Source organism: Vibrio sp. S12_S33 (genome assembly GCF_963889785.1).
Lineage (GTDB): Bacteria > Pseudomonadota > Gammaproteobacteria > Enterobacterales > Vibrionaceae > Vibrio > Vibrio aestuarianus.
Window position 1 is genome coordinate 21746 of record NZ_CAWPQZ010000014.1, and the last position, 24040, is coordinate 45785.

A 24040-nucleotide genomic window follows, 5' to 3' on the forward strand; every position below is an offset into this window, starting at 1 on the left:
TGTATTTTAGCAGTTATCGTTAATTAACCAAGCCGTTTTTGATGACGCTCTCGGTTTTCTATTTTCTTTTCGGAGCTCTTACGCAACATCACATAAACCGCTCCTGAACCACCATGAAAAGCTTGAGCACTATGCACACATTGCACATCTTTTATTTGCATCAACCAGTTGGCAACGAAGCTTTTCATTAGTGCTGGTGGGTTTGACTTCTCCCCACGGCCATGCACGATGGTGACAGTTCGAATATCCCAATCCATGCATTGTTTTAGAAAACTAACCACTTCATCTCGCGCTTCTTTTAGTGTTTTACGATGAAGGTCTAAGCGAGCTTGAATAGGATATTTTCCTAAGCGCAGTTTTCGATAAACCCCTTCTTGAACACCGTCACGCTTGTATTCGATAATGTCATTAGGTTTGAGCATTGGAGCATTATCGATCGAAAGATAGTCTGGATCGCCTTCACTTATCGTCATGGCCGATTCTCTTTTAGCTAACTGAGAATCAGTGACAGTATGTGATTTTTTGAGTTCGGCGGTATCGTGAGTAATTGGCTTTACGTCGCCCATCATTTGTTGGAATAAATCGAAATCATTCTGAGACATGGGTGCTTCTCGAATCGATAGAGGAATAGGCAATTATACCCAGTGATCCTCGAATCAGATCAAGTAGAAAATAAAAAACCGGAGCAGACAAGCAATCGGCTCCGGTGCATAGCGTCATTCTATTTTTCAATAGCGGCTAAGCGATCTAGTGAGGAGATTTGTCGTTCATCACCTTGTAAATGAAGAAACCGCCGTAAAATAGCATCAGACCAAAAGCGCCAAAGATTACTATCATTGAAGATAGCCCCACAGCATTACCAAATAGGAGATCAAGCCAAAAGTCCATGTTTCCTCCAAAGTTTCGAAGACAAGCCCCAAGTTAAAGGCTCATGATTGTGGCGACACTGATCTGGATCAATTGTGTTGCGTAGGTTAAAAGAATGTTTATTGTTGTGTGTAATCGGTCACATTCCTTGATTGCGCTGGCGATGTTTTGAGCGAATGGTTCTTTTTTAATAGAAAAATCATTAAATGGCTTGCGTCTGTGAGCGAGATCCGTAATATACGCATCCGTTCTGGGACATAAATTTTAGAACAATCTCGGTGAATAGCGCAGCTTGGTAGCGCATCTGGTTTGGGACCAGAGGGTCGGGGGTTCGAATCCCTCTTCACCGACCACATTAAAAGCCTCGCAGTAATGCGGGGCTTTGTCATATCTGGGGTGTAGCAATGGTGTACTCAGAAATCACAGCTAGCGGTTTGGCTTGTTGAAAGCTGTTGAACCGCGAACCCCTTTGTTGTGAGTAAATCAAGTAAGTTGTGCTTGCCGACTAAATGCAGAGTACCAACGACAACTAAATAGTTACCATCTTTATTAGGTAAAAAATAATTGGAGCCGAGATTATTTGCCCATGCGTTATTTCTTTGAGTAATGAACGCTTCCACCATCTCCTCTGACATCTGTTCTAATTCTGCAAACTGAATGAGTTTATGTTGATCACCTGCACTCCAACTTTCAATTAAACAGTGTAGAACTTGCTCATTATTGTCCCACTCATCCAATATTGAGGTTAACAACTCTTTACCATCTTCTGGTTGATTGGTCAGTAAGTCTATCTGAAATTGCAGTTCTTCTAGGCTGAAAATAGGCTTGTTATTGATCGTTGCTTTGTACATCAGACGCATATCGACACCATCATCCGGTACATAACCTAATAGGGACCATTGTGCTTGCTGTAATTGTAAAGCGGTTACCCAAGGCGGAGAGTCTTTGAGGTTTTCGGCATTTAGTCCTAACTGTTTAGCAACCGTAACTAATTGCGACAGTTGCTGTGTATTGAGCACATCTTTAGATAAATGTTGCGTGGGAGGATAGGTAATGCCTTCGATTTTTCTCACGTCAGTTTCTACAACTAGCCCATCACTACTTTCAAAAAACTGTGTTACTGCTTGAGGAAGTGGATACATCGATTCATCCCCTACATGGATCGATCCAACAATTAATAGGGTTTGATTTCCTTTCTTAGCTTGCCAGTAGAGTGGTTCGGCATTGATTACTATTGAAAAAAGCAAAGAGAAAACTAACAGAAAATATTTCACAGTTATTCGTCACGAAGGTTGCGTCAAAAACGTTACTTTAAAGTATTTTAACGGTTTTTACTGCGCTAAGAGTTGGGCTTTCGATCACATTTCTAGTCCATTATCCATTTTTATAAAATAGGTACCAGAATGTGGTTGTGAACAGGATCACGAGACATTGGTCATATAAAGCTCTATTTCAGTCACTTTATACACAAAAAACACGTCAAAAATGAACTTGTAATTTTAACGTGTTTATTAATGTATTGATTTATTTGATTTTATATTTTTTTGAAAATTATAAAATTTGAAGCGGATCACTGGACATGGTTAATTATTTTACGCTTAGAAATAACTACTAGTATGTTGTTGACATTGTGTAGAGCAGCCACTGGCTGACGTTTTTTTAAGTCCCTTATTTGGACTTTATTCCAGTCTATTAAGTGTAAGGTTAGTCATATGATTAAACGTAATTTGATCGCCGTTTCAGTCCTTGCCACCCTATCTGGGTGTTCAGTGTATCAATCTTCAGAGCAACAAGTCATCGACTCATTAGCCAATAACATCGATATTAAATATACCGTGTTAACCAACCATGGTGCTGATGAAGGTCTAGCCTGCCAAGATCTTGGTGCGGAATGGGCATCTTGTAATAAGGTGAATATGACACTGACTAATCATGGTGAGGCTGTAGATTCAAAAGATTGGGCTATCTATTTCCATAGTATCCGCCTTATTCTGGATGTTGAAAATGAGCAGTTTAAAATTACTCGTTTAACGGGTGATTTACATAAACTTGAACCGACAGACAAATTTGATGGGTTTGCCGCTGGAGAGGAAGTGGAACTTCCTTTAATTAGTGAATATTGGCAGTTGTTCGAAACTGACTTTATGCCTGGCGCTTTTGTAAGTGGCCCTAATGCTGAGCCTAAGTTAATTGCCTCGCTCAATACTGAAGATACCGCTTCGTTTGTACAAGGTTTAGAAGGAAACAATATTAAGCGAACTGCTGGTGATAATAATGTTTTTGCAACGGCAATCACTCGCTTTGAAAAAAATAATGATGTTCATAGCAAAGATGTGTCCACTACGCTTATTCCGACACCCCTGCATACCTTTGTGGGACAAGGCTCGGTTGATTTAAGCCAAGGTTTGAAGGTTGTCGAAGAAGGCTTTGACTCTGCACAATACGCAGCATTAGTTTCTAGAGCGGATTTACTCGGTGTAAGTCTAAATGGGGAATTGCCTGTTAGCGTTAAAGTTGATGCGGCAGCATTTTCTGGGGATATGGCTAAATCGGGTGCGTATTCTTTAGATATTCAAAAGGATGGTATCGGCATTGAGGCTTTTGACCAAGCTGGTGCTTTCTATGCCGTTCAATCGATCTTTGGCTTGATTGATAGCCAAAATGAAAAGTCTTTGCCGGTGATAAGCATTCAAGATGCTCCACGGTTCGAGTATCGTGGCGTAATGGTTGATGTCGCTCGTAACTTCCATTCTAAGCAAGCTATTTTAGCCACCTTGGAGCAAATGGCTGCGTACAAAATGAATAAGCTACACCTACACTTGACTGATGATGAAGGTTGGCGTTTAGAAATCCCTGGGTTACCAGAGCTGACCGATATTGGTTCGAATCGTTGTTTTGACCTACAAGAGAAAAGCTGTTTACTTCCTCAACTTGGCTCAGGGCCAACCTCGGATAACTTTGGTTCTGGTTACTTTAGCAAGGCCGATTACATTGATATTTTGAAATATGCGAAGGCTCGCAATATTGAAGTGATTCCTGAAATTGATATGCCAGCGCACGCTCGTTCGGCGGTAGTGTCGATGGAAGCACGCTTTGAGCGCCTAATGGAGCAAGGTAATGTGGAGGCGGCAAACGAATATCGCTTGATGGATCCACAAGATACCTCCAATGTAACAACGGTTCAGTTCTACGATAAGCAAAGTTTTATCAATCCATGTATGGACTCATCAACTCGCTTTGTTGATAAGGTAATCTCTGAAGTAGCGGCAATGCACCAAGAAGCAGGCGCTCCACTCACTACATGGCACTTTGGTGGTGATGAAGCGAAGAATATTAAGCTAGGCGCTGGCTTACAAGATATTAATGCAGAAGGCAAAGTGGCATGGAAAGGTAACATTGACTTATCTAAGCAAGATAAACCATTCCAACAGTCTCCACAGTGTCAGTCTTTGATCGCTGATGGTACTGTGAGCGACTTCGGTCATCTGCCAAGTCATTTTGCAGAGCAGGTATCTAAGATTGTGGCTGAAAAAGGCATCCCTAATTTCCAAGCATGGCAAGATGGTCTGAAATATAGTGAAGGTCCGGATGCGTTTGCCACAGAAGGTCAACGAGTAAACTTCTGGGACGTTCTGTACTGGGGGGGCACTTCATCAGTATACGATTGGTCAGCAAAAGGTTATGACGTCATTGTTTCTAACCCAGACTATGTCTATATGGATATGCCATACGAAGCCGACCCTAAAGAGCGAGGTTATTACTGGGCAACACGCGCCACGGATACGCGTAAGATGTTTGGTTTTGCACCGGAAAACATGCCACAAAATGCGGAAACGTCTTTAGACCGTGATGGCAACGGTTTTAGTGGTAAAGGTGAAGTTGAAGCGAAACCTTTCTATGGTTTGTCGGCACAATTGTGGTCTGAAACAGTACGCAATGACGAACAGTATGAATACATGGTCTTCCCGCGTGTACTTGCCGCTGCTGAACGTGCATGGCATAAGGCTGAGTGGGAAAATGACTACAAAGTTGGCGTTGAGTACTCACAGCAGACTAATTTAGTGAATAAAACGCAACTTAACCAAGATTGGGTTCGTTTTGCCAATATTATTGGTCAACGCGAGTTAGCTAAGTTAGATAAAGCGGGCATTGAATACCGCCTTCCAGTCCCTGGTGCTAAAATTGAAGCGGGTCAGTTGGCAATGAATGTTCAATTCCCAGGAGTCGAATTACAATACTCTGTTGATGGTGAAAGCTGGTTAGATTACGATGATTCAGCAAAACCTAAGGTTAACGGTGAGGTGTGGATTCGTTCGGTATCTACTAACGGTGAGCGTGCTAGCCGAGTCACTAGCATCAAATAGCGGCCCCATTTAAATGAAAGCCTCCGATCTCCGAAGGCTTTTTCGTTGATAGCTCTAAGATATAGGGCTAGTTGCCAGCGTGGTGTGAAAACTCAAACGCTTGCCCTTGTTCGTTGAACGCGTAAACCGAGTAAGCATCTTTTTTATTACCATGCTCCATACCTGGAGAACCGATCGGCATGCCCGGAACAGCTAAACCTTTAGCATTTTTCGGTGGGTTAGCAAGGAATGCTTTAATGTCATCGGCTGGGACATGGCCTTCAAAAATATAGCCATCAATAACGGCGGTATGGCAAGAGGCTAGCTCTTGCGTAATGCCAAACTTTTGTTTGATGGGATTCATATTTTCATGTAGCTCTTCTTTGACGGTAAAGCCTTGCTGTTCCATATGTTTACTCCAATCACCGCAACAACCACAGTAAGGAGACTTATAATTGGTGACAGTTGCTGATGCGATACTTTGAGCCGATAAGCTCGCCATCGCGAGTGTTAGCATCGTCATGGATAGTGTTTTTAGTTTCATAATCACCTCTGTGAAATAAAGGGCGTTTTAAATAGTCGTAAGCGATTGGCATTACTGACTACCGTAATTGAAGAAAATGCCATGGCCGCGCCTGCAACCACTGGGCTGAGTAAAAAGCCAAAAGCAGGGTAGAGAATGCCCGCCGCAATCGGGATGCCTAGCGAGTTATAGACAAAGGCTCCCAATAGATTCTGCTTCATATTTTTAATGGTGGCTTTGGATAGAGCGATAGCATTAACCACAGTCAGTGGTGAAGAGTTCAACAGTGTCATTTGTGCGCTCTCAATCGCAACATCACTGCCGCTGCCCATTGCCATACTTATGTCGGCTTTGGCAAGTGCTGGCGCATCGTTAATACCATCACCGACCATCGCTACCACTTGACCTTGTTTTTGTAGCTTATTGATATGTTGTGCTTTTTGTGCGGGCAGCACCTGAGCGATCACTTGTTTTATCCCTAATTGTTTTGCGATGGCATTAGCTACACTTTGAGTATCACCGGTAAGCATGACAGTGTGAATGCCCAGTTTCGTCAAAGCGGAGATAGCTTGAGCCGCCTCTTCTTTTATCGGGTCTGCAATGGCGATCATTCCTTTGATTTGATCATTAATGGTAATGACCATCGGAGTCCATGCCTTTGCAGCATAGCGTTTAATTGTTTCGTCAACGGGGGCGAGTGAAATCCCCAGCGACTGAATATGAGCAATGGAGGCGATGGTAATGCGCTCTCCTTGAACATTTGCACTTAACCCTTTGCCTCTTAAGTTGACAAATTGTTCAATTGACAGTGGTTGAATCGCGTGTTGCTGTGCGAATTGGCAAACCGCTTTCGCCAACGGGTGATCGGAATGTTGTTCAATAGAATAGGCGATAGAGAGTAAGCGTTGCTTGTCGATTTCAAAAGTATCCACACTTTGAACGCTTGGTTTGCCTTGAGTTAGGGTACCGGTTTTGTCAAAAACAACTGTGGTTATTTTACTGGCTGACTGCAAGACATCGGCATCGCGAATTAATATGCCCATTTCAGCGGCTTTGCCGACCCCCACTGTAACCGACAGAGGTGTTGCTAACCCCAAAGCGCAAGGACAAGCGATAATTAACACCGTGGTTGCTACAACCAGCATATAACTTGCCTTGGGGTCAGGACCAAACAGATACCAGGTAAAGGCTGAAAATAAGGCGATTAACACCACGATGGGGATAAATATGGCTGAAATTTGGTCTGCCAGTTTGGCAATGGCGGGTTTACTACTTTGTGCCTGGCGGACCATTTGGATAATTCGCGCCAGCATGGTTTGTGCACCAATGCCTGTTGCTTCAATGATTAAACTGCCGTCATTATTGATGGTGCCAGCGGATATGCCGTCTCCTTTGGTTTTTAGTACTGGAATTGGCTCTCCTGTGAGCATCGATTCATCAAGGTAGGACTCTCCTGTGAGCACTTTGCCATCAATAGGAGCCTTTTCTCCAGGCTTGATACGTAATTTCATGCCTAACTGAATAGTGCCAACGTCGATGGTTTTATCCCCTTGCTCTGTTATTAATGTCGCCTGTTGAGGTTGAAGGTTGATCAGTGCTTGCAAAGATTGGGTGGTTTTGGCTTTGGCTCTGGCTTCAATATAATGTCCGAGAGAAATCAAACCAATGATCATCGCACTGGCTTCAAAGTACACATGGCGAGAAGCAAGCGGAAACCAGTTGGGGACGATAATGACCAGCATCGAATAAATCCACGCAGCGCCAGTACCTAGTGCAACTAAGGTATCCATTGTGGCTCGGCGATGAGTTAGGGCCAGCCAAGCATTGCTGAAAAATTGGCGACCTGCGGTTGCCAACAACCCCAAGCAGAGTAAACCAATCATTCCCCATAACCATTGATCAAGTGTCGATAGGATCATCATGTTTCCGCCAGCGACACTCCAGCCCATGAGCGGAATACCGAGCATCAAACCAAGCCAAGCACAGCGTTGGTGGTGCTTCAGTGTTTCTTGTAATTGTTGTTGCTGCTTTTGCTGTTGTAATGCCGGGTCATCCATTTTTTCTGCGCGGTATCCGGCTTCTTTTACATTTTTAAGTAACTGTTGCACCAAGGCTTCATTTTGCGAAGAGGTGGCAACCAATGCGCTTTGTTCGGCTAAATTTATTTGAGCTCGTTTGACACCTTTTACGGCTAATAAGGCTTTCTCTACGGAAGAGACGCAGCTAGCACAGGTCATGCCTTGGATCAGTAAGTGAATGCTTACTGTTGAAAAGTATTCCAACATATCAGGTTGTTTAGGTAGATTGGTGTTATCAACTGCTGTTGGTGCGCTTTGTTGCTCAGCTTCACGATTTTCTTCTTCTATAAGCGCTTGATAACCGAGAGATGCTACTTGTTGTTGGATACTGGCAGCTGATAGGGTCGTCACTAAAGACAATTGTGTTTTAGTGACCAACAGGCGAGTGATTTGATCGGATACTTTAAGCAGTGAAGTAAGTTTGTTCACACAGCCACCGCAATTCAAACCTTGTAATTCAAATTCAAGATGATTACCGGCTTGATAGCCTAATGACTCGATTTCATCAATAAGTTCATCTAACGATGCGGACGTCGTCAATTCAATCAATGTGGTGGTAAGCTGGTGGATTTCTACATTGGCTTGCTGCTTTAGCTGACGTTCTATTTTTTTAGCGCAGCCCATACATTTAAGACCGGCTAGCGGTATGCTGAAATGTTTCATTGATAGATCCCCGAGTCATTCTATTACCGAGTAGCATAAACCTTCCCTTAAGGGCAAGGTCAAGCGCTAGCGTCATTTCGACAAAATCGTCAAATTGTGACTTTTTTATTCAATATGACGGCGAGTTTGTTGCGACTGACTTCAAAGATATTTATAGATGTAAATAAAGTTCCGTAAATTTTGATCAATACGATGTTGATTGACTCACAAAACTGTCCTTAAAAACATAAATCACTATTACTACATCTTATAAAAAGTTAATTTTAACGTTTTTTTGTTTTTATGGTTGATGTAACTAATTGTTTTTTAATGATTTATATTTGTTTGTTTTTGGTTATTTTGAAGTTTGTCAGAGAAATGTCTGTCCTATTTTTTGGAGAAAAAAAAGTTTGTCATATTGGCCCCGTCCATAAATGGTTCTCCAGATGATTCATATTCCTGTCCTGTATGAATTTGAATGGGGATAAAAAACTTAAAAATAATATATAGGGGTTTATCTTATGTCTCATTTCAAAAAAACGTTATTAGGTGCAGTGGTTTCTAGTTTAATGATGAGTGGTGCGGCTTTTGCTGAAGGAGCAAATGGCGATGCTGCTGAAAAATTCTTAACCAAGGATTCATTTGCCTATGAAGTTTACGGCATTATCGCGATGCAGGCCGCGTATCGTGATTATGACAGCGGTGATAGTGTTAAAGATGATAATTTGGGTGGAATGCAGTTCAATAATGAATCACGCATTGGTTTCCGTGGTAAAAAACAATTTGCAAATTTTGGTCCAACTTTCCTTTGGCAAATTGAAGGGGGGTATGTAGACCCTAGTTTTGGTGGTGAAGGTGCTGGTCTGGGAGAGCGTGATACCTTCGTAGGTTTTGAAAGCGAAAATATGGGGCAAATTCGTGTCGGTCGTGTGTTGACGCCATTATATGAACTTGTTGACTGGCCAGCATCGAACCCAGGTTTAGGTGATGTGTTCGACTGGGGTGGTTCTATTGGCGGAGCGAAATATCAAGATCGCCAATCAAATACTGTTCGCTGGGACTCCCCAATGTATGGTAATGCTTTCTCGTTAGATGTTGCGGCGGGCGCGGGTGATAAGGCTGGTTTAGGTGAAGGTGATGACTATTGGGCAGGTGTCGCGGCTCATTATAAAATTGGTCCTGTACAAATTGATGCTGCTTACGAAGGAAACCGTGATATTGCCACTGAAGGTACTAAATGGGATAACAATACTTACCTAGTCGGTTTACAAGGTTGGTTTGACAATGGCATCTCTTTCTTTGCTCAATACAAAATGATGGATGCTAAATCCACTGCTGGTGATGATGAAAAGCAAAATGCAATGTCAGCAGGTTTGATGTACACCACGGGTGACTGGCAATATAAACTCGGTTACGCAGCAAACTTTGAGTTAGAGCGCAATGGTAAAACGCTAGACAATACAGATGACGATGTTCTTTCTGCTCAAGTGATGTATTTTGTCGACCCATCTGCGGTGCTATATGTGCGCGCGCGTACACTCGATTTTGGTGATAAAGCGTCTTATGCCAATGGTTATCAAGATAAAGATGCTGATGGAAAAGTGACTGGTACTGAGCGTTGGAAATCTGATGATTACGTAGAATTTTCTGTGGGCGTTGAATACTATTTTTAATCAGCCACAAGGCTAAATATCCTAAAGGGCGGTTTCCGCCCTTTGACGGCTTATAAAAATAATGAGGTCCGAAGATGTTATTAAAAAAACGATTTATTATTGCAGGGCTATCTACCCTATTTTCTTTACAAGCATTCGCCGCTTCCATTCAACTTCAATCTGAAATTGTCCCGCAAGTGTTAAATGGTCAAGCGGTACAAGCGGATGATTTTATACAGCCGCAACAGTTAGAACTAAAAAATGGTGCCAATCAGTTGGTGGTCACTATTGGACAAATTGTTTTTCAAGATGGAAAACGAAGAAAATTTGATTCTCAACCTATGATTATCGAGTTTTCAACAGGTAGTGATGAGTTACTAACACTAAACTATCCCAACCTGAGAACGATCGAAGATGCTAAATCTTTCGAAAAAAAACCGACGTTTTCATTTACCAATCAAGATAAGCAGACGAAAGAATATTCATTATTGGTAATGAATAAAAATGGTCTACAAGGATTTAGAGATTACGAACGAGAAGTTGCTGATTTTAATCATCAAAATGAAAATGCAACCGTTATTACTGATAGTTCAAAAAGCACTGCAAGTGGAACAACCGACCTGAAAAATGAGTTTTCAAGCCTCTCAAAAGAGCAACAACAAGAATTTATGCAGTGGGCATTGAGAAACTTGAAGTAATCGAGGATTGTAGATTTACTTGTCAGTGGTAAAATGTCGTCACTTTTTATCCTTGTATTCGCAGCGGAACTATTCTCCGCTGTATTTTTATCCCTAAGGAAATCAAATGACGGTTAAAACTCGTTTTGCTCCTAGCCCAACTGGCTATCTTCACGTAGGTGGTGCGCGTACTGCACTTTACTCTTGGCTTTATGCAAAAAACCAAGGTGGTGAGTTCGTTTTACGTATTGAAGATACGGACCTAGAACGTTCTACCCAAGAAGCAGTAGATGCGATTCTTGAAGGTATGACTTGGTTAGGTTTGGAGTGGGATGAGGGCCCATATTTCCAAACTAAACATTTTGATCGTTACAACGAAATGGTTGATAAGCTGCTGGCGGAAGATAAAGCATACAAATGCTACGCATCTAAAGAATTGCTAGATGAAATTCGCGCTGAGCAAGAAGCGAATAAAGAGATGCCTCGTTACGATGCAGATCACCCTAAAATCAAAGCGGTCAATGACACGGCGAAAGATGGTGACCCATGCGTTATTCGTTTCCGCAACCCGAAAGAAGGCAGTGTTGTTTTCAATGACCAAATTCGTGGCCGTATTGAGATTTCCAACAGCCAAATGGATGATTTAATCATCCGTCGTACTGACGGTTCTCCAACTTACAACTTCTGTGTGGTTGTTGATGACTGGGATATGGGTATTACTCATGTTGTACGTGGTGAAGATCATATCAACAACACGCCTCGTCAAATCAATATCTATGAAGCTCTAGGTGCACCAGTGCCAGTGTTTGCACACTGCGCAATGATTCTAGGTGACGATGGTGCGAAACTTTCAAAACGCCACGGCGCGGTGTCAGTAATGCAATATCGTGATGAAGGTTACTTACCTGAAGCATTAAATAACTACCTTGTTCGCCTAGGTTGGTCTCACGGCGATCAAGAGATTTTCTCCCGTGAAGAGATGATTGAATTCTTTAGCTTAAACGCGATCAGTAAATCGGCTTCAGCATTCAATACTGACAAGCTATTGTGGTTAAATAACCATTACATTAAAACCTCGGATCCACAATATGTTGCCAAGCACTTAGAGTGGCATTTTGAGCATCAAGGTATTAATCGAGATAATGGCCCTGTATTGGCAGAGATCGTTAAATTGGTCGGCGAGCGTTGCAACACTTTGGTTGAGCTTGCTGAGCAGTCGCGTTATTTCTTTGAAGATTTCTCTGAGTTTGATGAAAACGCCGCGAAAAAGCACTTACGTGGTGTAGCAAAAGAGCCATTGACATTAGCTTTGAATAAAATGGAAGTTTTGACTGAGTGGACAACAGAAAACTTACATAACGTCATTGCTGAAGTGTGTGAAGAACTTGAGATCGGTATGGGTAAAATTGGTATGCCTTTACGTGTTGCCGTTACTGGTGGTGGTCAATCACCATCTGTAGATGCTGTTATGCAGCTTATTGGTAAAGAGCGCGTTGTTGCTCGTATCAAGATGGCTCTCGACTTTATTACGCAACGTGAAGCTAACGTGCAGTAATATCTCACTTGATAATTAAATCAACCGCAGCCTTCGCTGCGGTTTTTGTTAAATTATTTAGTGTGATGGGTTTGTAAGTTTTTACAAAATAGTGATAAAAATAAGTTAATTCGTTATTCATCCTTTCTTTTCATAGGCTATAGTAATGGCTGCGATGCAAAGTTTATCTGAGGTCAGAGCGATTGTTTCTCTTAGGTAAAGTCATCATAATAACTATAACGTGGAAGGAATTTATATGAAAAAGTTAGCAGCAGTTATTTCGGCGTCACTTCTTTTTGCATCTTCTGCCACAATGGCTGAGGTGTATCTTGGAGGCAAGGTCGGTAAATCATGGCTAGATGATGCTTGTCGTTCGGTGGATACATGTGATGATGATTCGTCTACAGTTGGTGTGTTCTTGGGTTACCAAGCACTTGATTGGCTCTCTATAGAAGCAGGTTATGATTATCTTGGTGAATTCAGTGGTGCAGGTCTTGATAATGATAAAGTTAATGTGATCACCTTAGCTCCTAAATTTAGTGTTCCGTTGGCTTATGGGGTCGAGTTTTATGCCAAAGTCGGTGGCGCTTATGTTGATTACGGCAGTGAAGATGACTACTCATATCTAGGCGCAGCCGGTTTAGAATTTAATACCGATAATAATTTAACATTCCGTGTGGAATACCAAGCAATTACAGATATTAATAACGATCTTGTACGCGCTCAAGGAAACTCTGCAACTTTAGGGGTGGCTTATAAATTTGGTGGTAGTAAGTCTGAACCAGAACCGATGATGGTCGAAGAGGTGGTCGAGGAATCTGTTGTGGTTATTGAAACGACAACTGTAGTTAAAAGTGTGCCATTCCAAAGTTTAGATGGTAGTAACTTTGAGCATGATAGCTCAACATTAACTCAACAAAGTGAAGAAATTCTCGATAAGCTCGTCACTTACTTGAGCACTTACCCTCAGTCACGCGTTGAAATTACAGGTCATACTGATTCAACAGGGGCTGCGGCTTATAACCAAAAACTATCGGAAAAACGTGCTCAAGCGGTTGCTGATGCCGTCATCGCTAAAGGCGTTGAAGCAAGTCGTATCACAGCGAAAGGTGAAGGAGAGAGTAAGCCAATTGCGTCAAATGATACAGTGGAAGGGCGCAAGCTAAATCGCCGAGTCGATATTGTTATTCCTGAGTTTGAATACGAAGTGACAAACTAACTTTATTTGTGATCAATAATGCTAAAGCCCGCGACAAAGCGGGCTTTATTATCGGAATGTTAAGTCATGCCAATTGTAGTAAACACTGGTCATCCTAGCTTGTTAAAATACTCGATAATGGTGTTAGAATTTTTGATTGTAGAATAACTACTTATCAAAAAATTCCGCTTTGTCCTCAAGTATTTTTCCTATGCTATTTCTGATTACTTGCCGTGATTAGTATCATTTCAAATCTATGCTGTTTAATCGGCCCATGTAAACCAGAATATCAAGATAATCTTTGTAGGCTTCCAGCAATGCTTTTTTGGTTTTGGTATAAGCGCCAAGTTTGCCGTGTTTGTTGATAGAACAAACGACACTCTGGAACTCACAATTACCTTTATCATCATAGTGGCGCCAAGCTGCGATATAGCAAGGATCTCGAGCATCAGGGTTCTCCTGAGTCGGCCTTGGTTTATTGATAATCTTTGGCTCCAAACTATGAGGAAGGCGAGTCATCAGATAAGGATCTTTTAACAAACGGCGCCAATGTTTACCCCACATTTCCATTCCTAACTCATTTCTTAACTTAATTGCCTTTTTCAACCCCTTTTTTTCACCGATACGAATGTAACCGACAGAGCGGTGCAAGACCGTATCATCAGGGGTGTGGATGTGAATTTTATAGGCTGTTTTCGCCTTAGAGATAAAGCGGTGACCAGTATTTGTTATCAGGTTACTCTTTTTCATCATCTTCATATCGATAGTTCTATTATTATTTATTTTAGATTATTTGAAGTGGAACGTGTAGTGCGCACTATATATGAATAATAGTCGCTTGAATCAAGGTTGGGTGAGTTTTGAGTAAGAATAGCAGAGCCGTTAGCTGTATTTGGGATGCAAGAGATGAAATAAAGGCTAGCTGGGTTAACTGGCTAGCCTTTATTTTATATGGCGCTCCCGACAGGAGTTGAACCTGTGGCCTGCCCCTTAGGAGGGGCTTTTTTAGTGTTTCTCAATGAACAGTGATGAACTTTGATATTAAAATAACCTTTTGTATTTAAACGTTAAAATTCTATTTATTTGTTTTTTGTTGTTCATTCTTGTTCGTCTGAATATAATGAATCTGCTACATATTTGCTACACAGGAATCGCGTTTTGCTACACATGTGATACACAGCGTGGTGTTCTAGTAAAAGTGGGTCATTTATGCCGATAACTAAAAAAATCACTACAGCGACAATCAAAAGCCTCAAGGTGGAAGACAAAAGGCTAAATGATACGGAGGTATCCGGTTTTCATGCGCGGATTTCACCAAAGGGACATATTAACTATTACCTGTTCTATCGCTTTAACGGTAAGCAGCATAATTACTTAATAGGTTCTGCCAACGTCCTTACTCCTGCTCAGGCAAGAGATCAGGCTAAAGAGCTTTCTGGTCGAGTAGTGAGCGGTGTGAATGTTCAAGAAGAGAAGCAAGTAGCCAAGAAAGAAGAGGAACGAAAGAACCTTACATTAGGCTCATACCTCAAAAATACTTACCTGCCATATTTGGTGGCTCTAAATCCTAAAACTGCTAATAAAGCCTATAGAAATATCACTTCTGCTTTTAGCTTGTTACTAGATATGAACTTAGATTCGATTTCATCATGGGATTTGCAGCAGTGGGTTACTGAACGTCGAAAACAAGGCGTATCACCCGCAACGATTACTTATTCCTTTAATCGTCTAAAAGCTGCTATGAATCGAGCTGTTGAATGGGAGTTAATTGAAAAGCACAATTTCAAGAGTATTAAGCTAGTTCGAGAAGATAACACTCGTATACGTTACCTGAGCGTTATCGAAGAAGATGCTTTGTTCAAGGCGTTAAAAGAGAGGGATAAAGAAGTTAGGCGGCAAAGAGAATCAGCAAACCAATTCAGAAAAGAACGCAACTTAGTGCTATTTCCTACGTTTGATGATGTTCAGTATGTTGATTATCTGGAGCCTCTTGTCATTACCGCGATAAATACAGGTCTGCGTAGAGGTGAACTACTTTCGCTCCGATGGCGAGAGATTTCTTTCGATAAAGGTTACTTAACGGTAACGGCACAGAATGCAAAATCTAAGATGATTCGAAATGTACCGTTGAACAATACGGTCTTTGAGGTGCTTAAAACGTGGCGAACACAAAACCTTGATTCTGAGTTTGTGTTTGTTGGTGCTGGTGAAGAGGCTATTACCGATGTTAAGAAACCTTGGATGAGAGTTCTTAGCAACGCCAAGATTGAAAATTTCCGTTTCCACGATTTACGCCATCACTTTGCCAGTAAATTGGTTATGGCAGGAGTCGATCTAAATACTGTTCGTGAGTTGTTAGGTCATGCTGATCTCAAAATGACGTTACGTTATGCGCACCTTGCTCCAGAGCACAAAGCTGCTGCTGTTAACCTGATTGGATGAGTCATTAGTGATATGGTGAATTGCTAAATAAATAACGTAAACAGGTTAGCGTTTTTAGCTTCTACGTAACGTTATGTTACGTTGGAGTCATTAAGTTCGTTATGTAACGTTAAGTTAAGAAGAAAAACTAATCGGTTGGGGGAATCGTGATAAAACGTCGTTATATACGTATAGAAGAAATAGAACAGAAAACCCCTTTCACCAAAGGCGATATTTTGGAGCTGGTTGAAAGGGGAGATCTATCATTTTCTGCTAACGTTAAGTCTGACACTATGGGGGCAGTCCATACCAATGATGGAACCCGTTATGTCTACGGAGTTTTTCGTTACGAAGGTATTGTTGGCTTAACTAAGGAAGCTTCAAAGTCATTTGCTGAAAGTGACAAGCCCCAACAGGTCAGTCTAGTGATGATTAAACATCCGGAAAATATTCTTGGCTGGGGGACGGTCGAAGAGAAGTTCGGAAAAGTAGAACATGATAGAACCCCTTATATCCCTACTTCAATTAATAAACCTGAAAGAATGATCTGGGCATATCCACAAGTTGGAGTTGGCAAGTCAGGTCTTCAAATGTTTAATAATATGACCGTAATGTTAAGTAAGGTTGCTGGAACATATGATCAGAATTCAAATGATATTAAAGAGGATCAAAAAGACTATTTTCGCTCTGGTAAGCTAACGGTTACATCTGATGCTCTTCGAGTCGATCTTGAAGACCTTAACCGCCTTATTGAAAAGTTGGAAACTTCGCTTGAGAAAGCTCACGTAACATCACATTCCCCCAATATTGAAACACATCCGATAAAACAAATAATCGAGAGAATTATTTCAAATAATTTTGAATATAGCTCGAGCACGATTTGGAATTTATTGCGGAAAGAATTTGAAAGTGATTTGAAACAATTTGATATTGATGAAGTGATATTTGAAATAACGCAAGATGATTTGAGTTACTTTGGTCAGGGTGATGTGACTAAAACAATAACATACAGGCGTTTTCAAAATTTAATTAGTGAAGTAAGAAAAAACCTTCATGGCTAGCTGCACGGTAATCTGCACGTGCAGATTTAACACGTTTTAATGGTTTCCAGTGAACAACAGGAGATCATTACATGTCACTCGCTACCGTTGGGAAACGCGCATACACAGAGCAGGAAACTGCTGTCTATATCGGAATGAGCCGTTCATTTCTACGTCAGGCTAGAATGGAAGGGCAGCGTAAGAATCGCACCGATGCTCCACCGTTTATTAAAATCGGACGCGCTGTCCGTTACCTAAAAGAAGACTTAGACCAGTGGCTAGAAAGCCATACTAAGTTAGATCATCTGTCTCAGGAGGTATTAAGTTATGCCTAACCTGACCAAAGACCAAATCACATTATTATTTTGGATGCGTACCGGACGAAAGTTTGAAGTCTGTTCTGATGAAAACTGTCCGAAACGTGGTGACATTGTTCCGAAAAGGCGTCTTCCAATTCGAGTTTCTAGTCGGACAATAAATAGGCTCGTTGAGGAAGGGCTTATTATAGGAATCCCTAAGTTAGTTTACGGGATTCGCTGGGATGCTTATTCAATAACAGCGAAAGGGAAGGCAGCCGTATGAGTTGCCTTAATCTAACCTTTGTTGACCGTGATGACAGAGCCTTTGTTGAACAAAGGCTTTCTCCGTTTCCGCTAGAAATTCAACATTTATTGCTAAACAAATATTTGCGCCAACCGAGTAAGTTTGAACGTAATACCTACCTTCGAGTTACGACAGACAATATTGCTAGAAAGCTTTCTATCCCTTTAAGCAAACTTGAGTTAAACCTGTCAGAAGATGACCTTAGAGCTAAAGCAAAGCATTTGGCTAAGTCTACGTTAGCCCTGCGTCGTCAGTATTTGGACGATGAGTTGGCTTTATATCCGGTTCGTCTTTTCGTTCAACAGCAGGGTATCAATCAGACAACTGTGAGTTACAGTCTAAACGGGGAGTTAAGTCGCTATGGAGACCATAAATGGTGGCTAAGAAAAATCAGAAAGTCGTTACGACAAAATATTGAAGCCGTTTTGCATCACCTTAACCAGGTGAATAAGCAGAAGAGTTTATATTGCTCAAATCCAACGTTAATAGCTCGAATTCGTCAGAAAGACTATCAGCGTGCTTACTTAGAAAATACGATTGCTACGAATGAGCTAGGGCAAAGCTTTTCTCTGTTGGAGCTTTCACAGAAAGGGGTATCAGACCCAAAGATTCGTAAAGGCGAATTGATGATGAGAGCTAGAGGGTTTGAAGAGTTAGCCAAGGAATTAGGACATGAGGCAACGTTTCTTACTATTACTTGCCCGTCTAAGTATCACCGTAGTTATTCAAAATCCGGTCATGAAAATCCGAAATGGGAAGGGTATACACCATTAGACGGACAGCAATATCTAAATAATATTTGGCAACTAATTCGCTCTAAATTGAATCGATTAAACATCCGATTCTATGGCTTTCGTGTGGCAGAACCTCAGCATGACGGTACACCACATTGGCACTTACTCTTATTTGTTGAGCCTAGCCGTTACGACGAAATGGTAAATATTATGCGTGAGTACGCTTTACGCGAAGATGGTGATGAGAGTGGCGCGACTGAACACCGTTTTACCGAAGTGAAAATTGACCCGTCGAAAGGAAGTGCGACAGGCTACATAGCTAAATACATTTCAAAGAATATTGATGGTAGTGATTTAGAAGATGGTGTTTATGGTGAGGATCCAAGGGATGCGGCAGCCCGTGTTGACGCATGGGCGTCTTGCTGGGGAATTCGTCAATTTCAGCAGTTGGGCGGTTGTTCTGTCACTGTATGGCGAGAGTTAAGACGTTTGAAGTGTGTAGAAGGGCTTACCCAATTAGCTAAGGAAATTGTTGAAGCGGCAGACTCTGGCAACTGGAAAGTGTTTACTAAAAAAATGGGCGGCGTATTTAGCTTGCGCAAAGAACAGGTATTTAAGCCTTACTACGAGCTTTCAGTAGATAGAGATACTGGTGTAATCAAAACGATTCAATATTGCGATAGCGAGCTTATGAGAGCGTTGAAAGGGGTATTTACAGCTGGACATGAAATTATCACTCGTGTTTTTCAGTGGCGTATTGATGCAAGCGTTCGCCATGCTTTTTAACTTGGAGTTCTGTGAATAAGTGTATTTATTTAAAAAAAGAGAGTTTCTTATGTGAAGTAAGCTACTTGTCTTTATGAAAATACATGGTTGTTTTTGTGATATCAATATGCAAATAAGTGGTCTGGCGTACATGCATTCATTTGAATTTTATAGCATACTGTTAAAAAATTTAGAAATAAATCATATGGTTATGTATGTGTTTATATACAGTGCTGATAGTTTGGATTTATGAGACCCTTATAGGAATTGTATGGAAAATGGACCATTTGGATCGCGTTGCGTTATAGAAGAAAAAATATCGGGAAGTACTCTTAGAGCTTATCTAGTTGGATTTGATTTGACTGATGATGGTGCTAGTCAGTATCGATGGAAGGAATTCATACAGAGAATACTAGCTGTGATACATGAGTTCTCATTTGGATACCATGAGGGAACAAGTACTGACAATACTCAAACGTTGGGTAAAATTATTGACGCTGCTGATGCGATTTATAAAATCGATGAATTTCAAAAAGTTAAAGATATTTATTTAAATGGAGGTCATATTGATGATGATGTTGCAGATAAATATCTAAGACGGGGTGAATTCGGAGAGCTTATATTACATTTATTGTTGAGAGATAACTTTAATACTGTTCCCTTGTTATCTAAAATTTATTTCAAAGACTCTTTAGGGCATACTGTCCATGGATTTGATGGTGTTCACATTCAACCGGAAACCGAATCATTGTGGTTGGGTGAATCTAAGTTATATTTAAATCCTAAGAGAGGTCTGGTTGAATTAATAAAGGATATAAAAGAACATATAAAAATAGACTACTTAGATTCTGAGTTTTCCCTTATATCTAAAAAGATAAAGCATTTTGAAGAAAATAATGATTCAAAGCGTTGGAAAGTGGCTTTATCAAGTACAACAAAGTTGAAGGATAAACTTAAAGAAATTCATATACCGTTATTGTGTACATATAGTAGCGATCTATTTACTAAATTTGATGATGAGAATGCAGAGCAATTTGTTTATGAATATAAAAAAGAAATAAACGACTTAAAGAAATATTTTGAAGACAAAAATGATCATCCATTAAAATCAAATGTAAATATTACCCTCATACTATTTCCTGTAAAATGTAAAGTGGAGTTGGTCAAACGGCTTCATAATAAATTATCTTTGCTTCAGCAGGTTGGAGATTAGCTTTGGATAGCATTATAAATTTAATAAAAAATAGGGATGATTTCTCTTTAAGTGATACGTTTAAGTTATATGATGTGTGCTCTCGTATGTTTGTTAAAAATGAAAAAAAAGGAATGGAAATTCTTATATATATATTGGAGTATAGGCATAAATTTAATGATTCTCTAGATGATATGTTGGCTGATTTAATTGAATCTATAGGTTTTTATCCATATTTAGAAAAGGAAAATCTAAAGCTATCTTCCACTGGTGCAAAAATAAGATATAAAAATAACAGTTCACGTAAGATATCCGGTAAGGTTTTTCATGATGAGCAGAAATATTTATCTGATATTCTTCGTCTAGATAAGAATATAGTAGTTAGCGCACCAACTAGTTTTGGTAAAAGTCTTCTCATAGAGGATGTGATTGCTTCAAATGATTATAGGAATATAGTTATAATACAACCAACTCTAGCTTTGCTTGATGAAACAAGGAGAAAGTTAAATAAGTACAATGAACAATATAAATTAATATTGCGAACTTCTCAGGAACCAGATAAAAATAAAAGTAATATATTTCTTTTTACTGCCGAACGAGTTAATGAATATTCTATGTTTGAAAGTGTAGATTTTTTAATTATTGATGAGTTCTATAAACTTAGTACTAAGAGAGATGATGAAAGATCTGATACATTAAATAATGCATTCAATTACTTATTAAAAAAATTCAATCCTAAGTTTTATCTTCTTGGTCCAAATGTAGAGGGGATTTCAAAAGGTTTTGAAGATAAGTATAACGCTACTTTTTATAAAACTGAATATAGTTTGGTTGCTTGTGAAGAGTGTAATGTATATGAAGAACATCAGGGGATGTTTGGTGAAAGAGGTGAGAAGAAAAAATATAAAGAGAAGGTACTTTTTGATCTTCTATGGGATAAAAAAGAAGAGCATTCGTTAATATATTGTGCATCCCCTTATAGAGCAAGGTATTTAGCTAAAGAATATTGTCAATATCTTATAGAAAAGGGAGTGGAAGAAACGAGTGATGAAATTGATATCATTGAATGGATAGAGAAAAATGTTTCTAAAGAATGGAGCTTGATTAAATCTTTGAAAAGAGGAATAGGTATTCATGATGGTGCTCTACAGAAGCATATAACATCCACTATTATAGAATATTTTAATTTGGGTAAAATCAAGCATTTATTCTGCACGGCCACTATTATTGAAGGTGTAAATACAAGTGCTAAAAATGTCATTTTCTTTGATGAAAAGAAAGGGAAGGATATTAAAGTTGATTTCTTTGATTATTCAAATATCAAGGGTAGAGCTGGCAGAATGATGGAGCATTATGTCGGTGTAATATATAATTTTAATGAAATACCAGAAAGGAATCAAATGTATGTGGATATTCCTTTCTTTGAGCAGAGCCCTATATCTGATGAAGTTTTAATTAATATAGATGAAAATGAAGTTATTAATAAAGAAACTAGTCAGTTTGAATATATAAATTCTTTACCACCGGAAGAGAAGGCTTTGTTTTCAAAAAATTCTATTCATATCAAAGGTCAAGAAAGCCTTCTTAAAAAAATTAGGGATGATATCCATAGGAATTATAAACTAATATGCTGGGATTCAACTCCGACTTATGCGCAATTAGAGTATTGCCTTGGACTTGCTTGGGACTATTTACCTAAGCCGAATGAATCTCTACGACCAATGACAAAAGCTAGACTAGTTAAGATAACATTTGATTATGGTTGGAATAAAAATATAAATGAGCTAGTGAAGAATACGTGTTCTTACAAGTTTGGATTGGAAAGTAACAAGAATAAAGACAAAGCGGATATTGTTGATGATGCTATTCGCGATAGTTTTCAGATTCTAAGACATTGGTTTCAATATAAAATACCCAAGTGGTTGATTGTTTTACATGAAATACAGAAGTTTGTATGTTTAGAAGAAGGGAGAAGAGCTGGAAATTATCTGTATTACGCTAGCTCTATTGAAAATGATTTTATTCAAGATAATTTAGCTATCTTATCGGAATTTGGAGTACCTCGTTCAGCTATAGATAAATTGCAAACTAAAATATCTGATAGTTTAAATCAAGATGCAGTGCTTGAAGAGATAAGGCGCAGAAAACTATTTGATATGCCAAATTTATTAGACTATGAACGAAAAAAGATAACGGAAAACCTTTAACTTAGATGCTCTTGTTTGTGTGATTTCGGTTTTTGGTAATACATGCCTGATTTGGACGGAGATTAATAGATTGTGAATAGGTAGGCAAATTTCCATCTTTGTACATTCAATTTGCTACACAATTGCTACACAAAAATCCAGAAAAGCAAAATGGCTAAGCGGTTACTAACCGCTTAGCCATTGATGGAATTGGCGCTCCCGACAGGAGTCGAACCTGTGGCCTGCCCCTTAGGAGGGGGCCGCTCTATCCTACTGAGCTACGGGAGCTGAGGTGGGTAGTTTACTCAACATTTCCATAAAGTTAACCACCTAACTTAAAAATTAAAGCTGTTTGTGCATAACATCGCCAATTTGGATACTGGCGGCAAGGTTTTGTTGGTCAACGCTGAGCTCTGCTTCATTTTCATACACTCTTGTGACTGTCAGTGTGATATCACTTTGCGTCACTTTATTGCGAGGTAACCCTTTTTGGTCGATGAAAGAGCCGGTGTGCCACAACTGTAATTTATCCCCTGTTTTTACGCCGTGTACTCTTCCTAAATCAATGGTAATGGTATTACCAAACTTTGCGACCACTTCTGGTAAGGTAATTTTGCATGAAAGTTCAGATTCTAGATCCAACATAATATTTCGACTAACACGAAGCATCATGTTGCCATAGGTTGATGCCCAGAAGCGTGCGCTTTTCGTATCGACTTGGCTCGTTTTAGCAAAAGGCCACTTGGCCACTTCACGATAATTACGAGTGAGAACCTCTTGACCCGTTTTTCCATCAAAGACCTGCATCTGTATGGCAAACTGACGGTTAATCACATCATCAAGTAGCAGTTTTTGATCAATCGTTGCCGTTAAATCGGTAATGACACCGCCAAGAATGTATTGTGCTCCTGTATCCTCTGCGATCATGGTTAATCGTTCTGAGTGTTGTTTGTCAATGAAATAGTCAGTGGTGCCAACAGAGACAAAGCTACGAGACTCTTGATCCAACTGACGATTAATGACTTGAGCAAAGTCATCGCCCACATTATATATTTGCCCCATAACGGCTTGTTGTGGGGAAGCTAGGTCAATATTGCCCACTAAGAACGTCTTTTTATACTGACTTACGTGGCAACCTGTTGCCGAAGGATAAATATCAATTCGTGCTTTGACATACATGACACCTTGGCGTGTTTTATGTTCTTCAACCAATACGTAGCGCACTTCGTGGTTAGTAAATTGATATTCATTACGTGAGGATTCTAGTAGTGGTCTTAGGTTACTAATACTACCAATGTCGGCCCCGGCAAAGTTTACCGCCTTATAAATGGCGTCTTCTAGTGCATTCAGGCGAGCTACTTCCTCAGAAGAGACAATTGCTGATGTACCAGTCACTTCATACCATGCGGCATTTGCCGTTTGAGTAAAGCTTGTTATGTATAGCATTGAAAATAAAACAGAAATAAATTTTTTCATTGTTATTTGCCAGTTAGGTATAAATTTTGCTTTTAGAATCTTAGCTGATTTAGGCAATGCATTTTGAAATAGTGACTAATTTTAAAAAGCAAAGAGTGTTCCAGTTTTT

The 24040-nt window shown here is 40.0% G+C and carries 18 protein-coding genes and 3 tRNA genes; 12 read left to right on the plus strand and 9 right to left on the minus strand.

Annotated elements, in window-relative coordinates; translation table 11 throughout:
• Nucleotides 1-23: 23 nt before the first annotated feature.
• Complete coding sequence (gene smrA / locus AACW06_RS08685; protein ID WP_053310961.1) at nucleotides 24-602, minus strand: DNA endonuclease SmrA; 579 nt, start codon at nucleotides 600-602, stop codon at nucleotides 24-26.
• Nucleotides 603-747: 145 nt separating this feature from the next.
• Nucleotides 748-888, minus strand: a complete 141-nt coding sequence (locus AACW06_RS08690) for a DUF3149 domain-containing protein (RefSeq protein WP_010319399.1) — start codon at nucleotides 886-888, stop codon at nucleotides 748-750.
• 255 nt (nucleotides 889-1143) lie between these two features.
• Here AACW06_RS08690 and AACW06_RS08695 point away from each other — a divergent pair.
• Nucleotides 1144-1220, plus strand: a tRNA-Pro gene (locus AACW06_RS08695).
• A gap of 60 nt (nucleotides 1221-1280) precedes the next feature.
• Here the strand turns inward: AACW06_RS08695 and AACW06_RS08700 are convergent.
• Nucleotides 1281-2141: a TraB/GumN family protein gene (locus tag AACW06_RS08700; RefSeq protein ID WP_192074769.1), complete on the minus strand. Its 861-nt coding sequence runs from the start codon at nucleotides 2139-2141 to the stop codon at nucleotides 1281-1283.
• Nucleotides 2142-2579: 438 nt separating this feature from the next.
• On the opposite strand from AACW06_RS08700, the gene AACW06_RS08705 reads away from it, so the two are divergent.
• Nucleotides 2580-5231 (plus strand): beta-N-acetylhexosaminidase, encoded by a 2652-nt coding sequence (locus AACW06_RS08705; protein WP_192074770.1) that lies wholly within the window; start codon nucleotides 2580-2582, stop codon nucleotides 5229-5231.
• A 67-nt stretch (nucleotides 5232-5298) separates the two neighbouring features.
• Here AACW06_RS08705 and AACW06_RS08710 read toward each other — a convergent pair whose 3' ends face one another.
• Both AACW06_RS08710 and AACW06_RS08715 read right to left on the minus strand, forming a co-directional pair.
• Nucleotides 5299-5754 carry a DUF411 domain-containing protein gene (locus tag AACW06_RS08710; RefSeq protein ID WP_192074771.1) on the minus strand — a complete coding sequence of 152 codons (456 nt, stop codon included), beginning with the start codon at nucleotides 5752-5754 and terminating at the stop codon, nucleotides 5299-5301.
• Between the two features lie 2 nt (nucleotides 5755-5756).
• Entirely contained in the window at nucleotides 5757-8474 is a 2718-nt protein-coding gene (locus tag AACW06_RS08715) for a heavy metal translocating P-type ATPase (RefSeq protein ID WP_192074772.1), read from the minus strand.
• 500 nt (nucleotides 8475-8974) lie between these two features.
• Between AACW06_RS08715 and AACW06_RS08720 the strand changes: the two genes are divergently transcribed.
• From AACW06_RS08720 to AACW06_RS08735, 4 genes are all read left to right on the plus strand, one after another.
• On the plus strand, nucleotides 8975-10126 hold the full coding sequence (locus tag AACW06_RS08720) for a porin (RefSeq protein ID WP_053310966.1): 1152 nt from the start codon (nucleotides 8975-8977) through the stop codon (nucleotides 10124-10126).
• A 74-nt stretch (nucleotides 10127-10200) separates the two neighbouring features.
• Nucleotides 10201-10803 carry a YccT family protein gene (locus tag AACW06_RS08725; RefSeq protein ID WP_192074773.1) on the plus strand — a complete coding sequence of 201 codons (603 nt, stop codon included), beginning with the start codon at nucleotides 10201-10203 and terminating at the stop codon, nucleotides 10801-10803.
• Between the two features lie 106 nt (nucleotides 10804-10909).
• Nucleotides 10910-12337 (plus strand): glutamate--tRNA ligase, encoded by a 1428-nt coding sequence (gene gltX / locus AACW06_RS08730; protein ID WP_192074774.1) that lies wholly within the window; start codon nucleotides 10910-10912, stop codon nucleotides 12335-12337.
• Nucleotides 12338-12572: 235 nt separating this feature from the next.
• Nucleotides 12573-13535 carry an OmpA family protein gene (locus tag AACW06_RS08735; protein ID WP_192074775.1) on the plus strand — a complete coding sequence of 321 codons (963 nt, stop codon included), beginning with the start codon at nucleotides 12573-12575 and terminating at the stop codon, nucleotides 13533-13535.
• Between the two features lie 222 nt (nucleotides 13536-13757).
• On the opposite strand, the gene AACW06_RS08740 is transcribed toward AACW06_RS08735, so the two are convergent.
• Both AACW06_RS08740 and AACW06_RS08745 read right to left on the minus strand, forming a co-directional pair.
• The gene (locus tag AACW06_RS08740; protein ID WP_053311008.1) at nucleotides 13758-14264 is read right to left on the minus strand and encodes a Fe3+-citrate ABC transporter substrate-binding protein; all 507 of its coding nucleotides are present in this window, start codon (nucleotides 14262-14264) and stop codon (nucleotides 13758-13760) included.
• A gap of 202 nt (nucleotides 14265-14466) precedes the next feature.
• A tRNA-OTHER gene (locus AACW06_RS08745) sits at nucleotides 14467-14562 on the minus strand.
• Between the two features lie 161 nt (nucleotides 14563-14723).
• On the opposite strand from AACW06_RS08745, the gene AACW06_RS08750 reads away from it, so the two are divergent.
• From AACW06_RS08750 to AACW06_RS08775, 6 genes are all read left to right on the plus strand, one after another.
• Entirely contained in the window at nucleotides 14724-15956 is a 1233-nt protein-coding gene (locus AACW06_RS08750) for a tyrosine-type recombinase/integrase (protein ID WP_192074776.1), read from the plus strand.
• Between the two features lie 146 nt (nucleotides 15957-16102).
• Nucleotides 16103-16996: a hypothetical protein gene (locus AACW06_RS08755; RefSeq protein WP_192074777.1), complete on the plus strand. Its 894-nt coding sequence runs from the start codon at nucleotides 16103-16105 to the stop codon at nucleotides 16994-16996.
• 71 nt (nucleotides 16997-17067) lie between these two features.
• Entirely contained in the window at nucleotides 17068-17310 is a 243-nt protein-coding gene (locus AACW06_RS08760) for a helix-turn-helix transcriptional regulator (RefSeq protein ID WP_192074778.1), read from the plus strand.
• 243 nt (nucleotides 17311-17553) lie between these two features.
• The gene (locus tag AACW06_RS08765) at nucleotides 17554-19098 is read left to right on the plus strand and encodes a replication endonuclease (RefSeq protein ID WP_192074779.1); all 1545 of its coding nucleotides are present in this window, start codon (nucleotides 17554-17556) and stop codon (nucleotides 19096-19098) included.
• A gap of 250 nt (nucleotides 19099-19348) precedes the next feature.
• A complete protein-coding gene (locus AACW06_RS08770; protein ID WP_192074780.1) occupies nucleotides 19349-20290 on the plus strand; it encodes a HamA C-terminal domain-containing protein in 942 nt (313 codons plus the stop codon).
• A 2-nt stretch (nucleotides 20291-20292) separates the two neighbouring features.
• Nucleotides 20293-22476 (plus strand): DEAD/DEAH box helicase, encoded by a 2184-nt coding sequence (locus tag AACW06_RS08775; protein WP_192074781.1) that lies wholly within the window; start codon nucleotides 20293-20295, stop codon nucleotides 22474-22476.
• A 190-nt stretch (nucleotides 22477-22666) separates the two neighbouring features.
• On the opposite strand, the gene AACW06_RS08780 is transcribed toward AACW06_RS08775, so the two are convergent.
• A tRNA-Arg gene (locus tag AACW06_RS08780) sits at nucleotides 22667-22743 on the minus strand.
• A gap of 54 nt (nucleotides 22744-22797) precedes the next feature.
• Nucleotides 22798-23931, minus strand: a complete 1134-nt coding sequence (locus AACW06_RS08785; RefSeq protein WP_192074782.1) for a flagellar assembly protein FlgT — start codon at nucleotides 23929-23931, stop codon at nucleotides 22798-22800.
• Nucleotides 23932-24040: the final 109 nt, after the last annotated feature.

Excerpts from the sequence above, each read along its gene's own strand:
- smrA (WP_053310961.1), bottom strand. The coding sequence starts at position 602 with ATGTCTCAGAATGATTTCGATTTATTCCAACAAATGATGGGCGACGTA.
- AACW06_RS08690 (WP_010319399.1), bottom strand. The coding sequence starts at position 888 with ATGGACTTTTGGCTTGATCTCCTATTTGGTAATGCTGTGGGGCTATCT.
- AACW06_RS08705 (WP_192074770.1), top strand. The coding sequence starts at position 2,580 with ATGATTAAACGTAATTTGATCGCCGTTTCAGTCCTTGCCACCCTATCT.
- AACW06_RS08710 (WP_192074771.1), bottom strand. The coding sequence starts at position 5,754 with ATGAAACTAAAAACACTATCCATGACGATGCTAACACTCGCGATGGCG.
- AACW06_RS08715 (WP_192074772.1), bottom strand. The coding sequence starts at position 8,474 with ATGAAACATTTCAGCATACCGCTAGCCGGTCTTAAATGTATGGGCTGC.
- AACW06_RS08720 (WP_053310966.1), top strand. The coding sequence starts at position 8,975 with ATGTCTCATTTCAAAAAAACGTTATTAGGTGCAGTGGTTTCTAGTTTA.
- AACW06_RS08725 (WP_192074773.1), top strand. The coding sequence starts at position 10,201 with ATGTTATTAAAAAAACGATTTATTATTGCAGGGCTATCTACCCTATTT.
- gltX (WP_192074774.1), top strand. The coding sequence starts at position 10,910 with ATGACGGTTAAAACTCGTTTTGCTCCTAGCCCAACTGGCTATCTTCAC.
- AACW06_RS08735 (WP_192074775.1), top strand. The coding sequence starts at position 12,573 with ATGAAAAAGTTAGCAGCAGTTATTTCGGCGTCACTTCTTTTTGCATCT.
- AACW06_RS08740 (WP_053311008.1), bottom strand. The coding sequence starts at position 14,264 with ATGAAAAAGAGTAACCTGATAACAAATACTGGTCACCGCTTTATCTCT.
- AACW06_RS08750 (WP_192074776.1), top strand. The coding sequence starts at position 14,724 with ATGCCGATAACTAAAAAAATCACTACAGCGACAATCAAAAGCCTCAAG.
- AACW06_RS08760 (WP_192074778.1), top strand. The coding sequence starts at position 17,068 with ATGTCACTCGCTACCGTTGGGAAACGCGCATACACAGAGCAGGAAACT.
- AACW06_RS08765 (WP_192074779.1), top strand. The coding sequence starts at position 17,554 with ATGAGTTGCCTTAATCTAACCTTTGTTGACCGTGATGACAGAGCCTTT.
- AACW06_RS08770 (WP_192074780.1), top strand. The coding sequence starts at position 19,349 with ATGGAAAATGGACCATTTGGATCGCGTTGCGTTATAGAAGAAAAAATA.
- AACW06_RS08785 (WP_192074782.1), bottom strand. The coding sequence starts at position 23,931 with ATGAAAAAATTTATTTCTGTTTTATTTTCAATGCTATACATAACAAGC.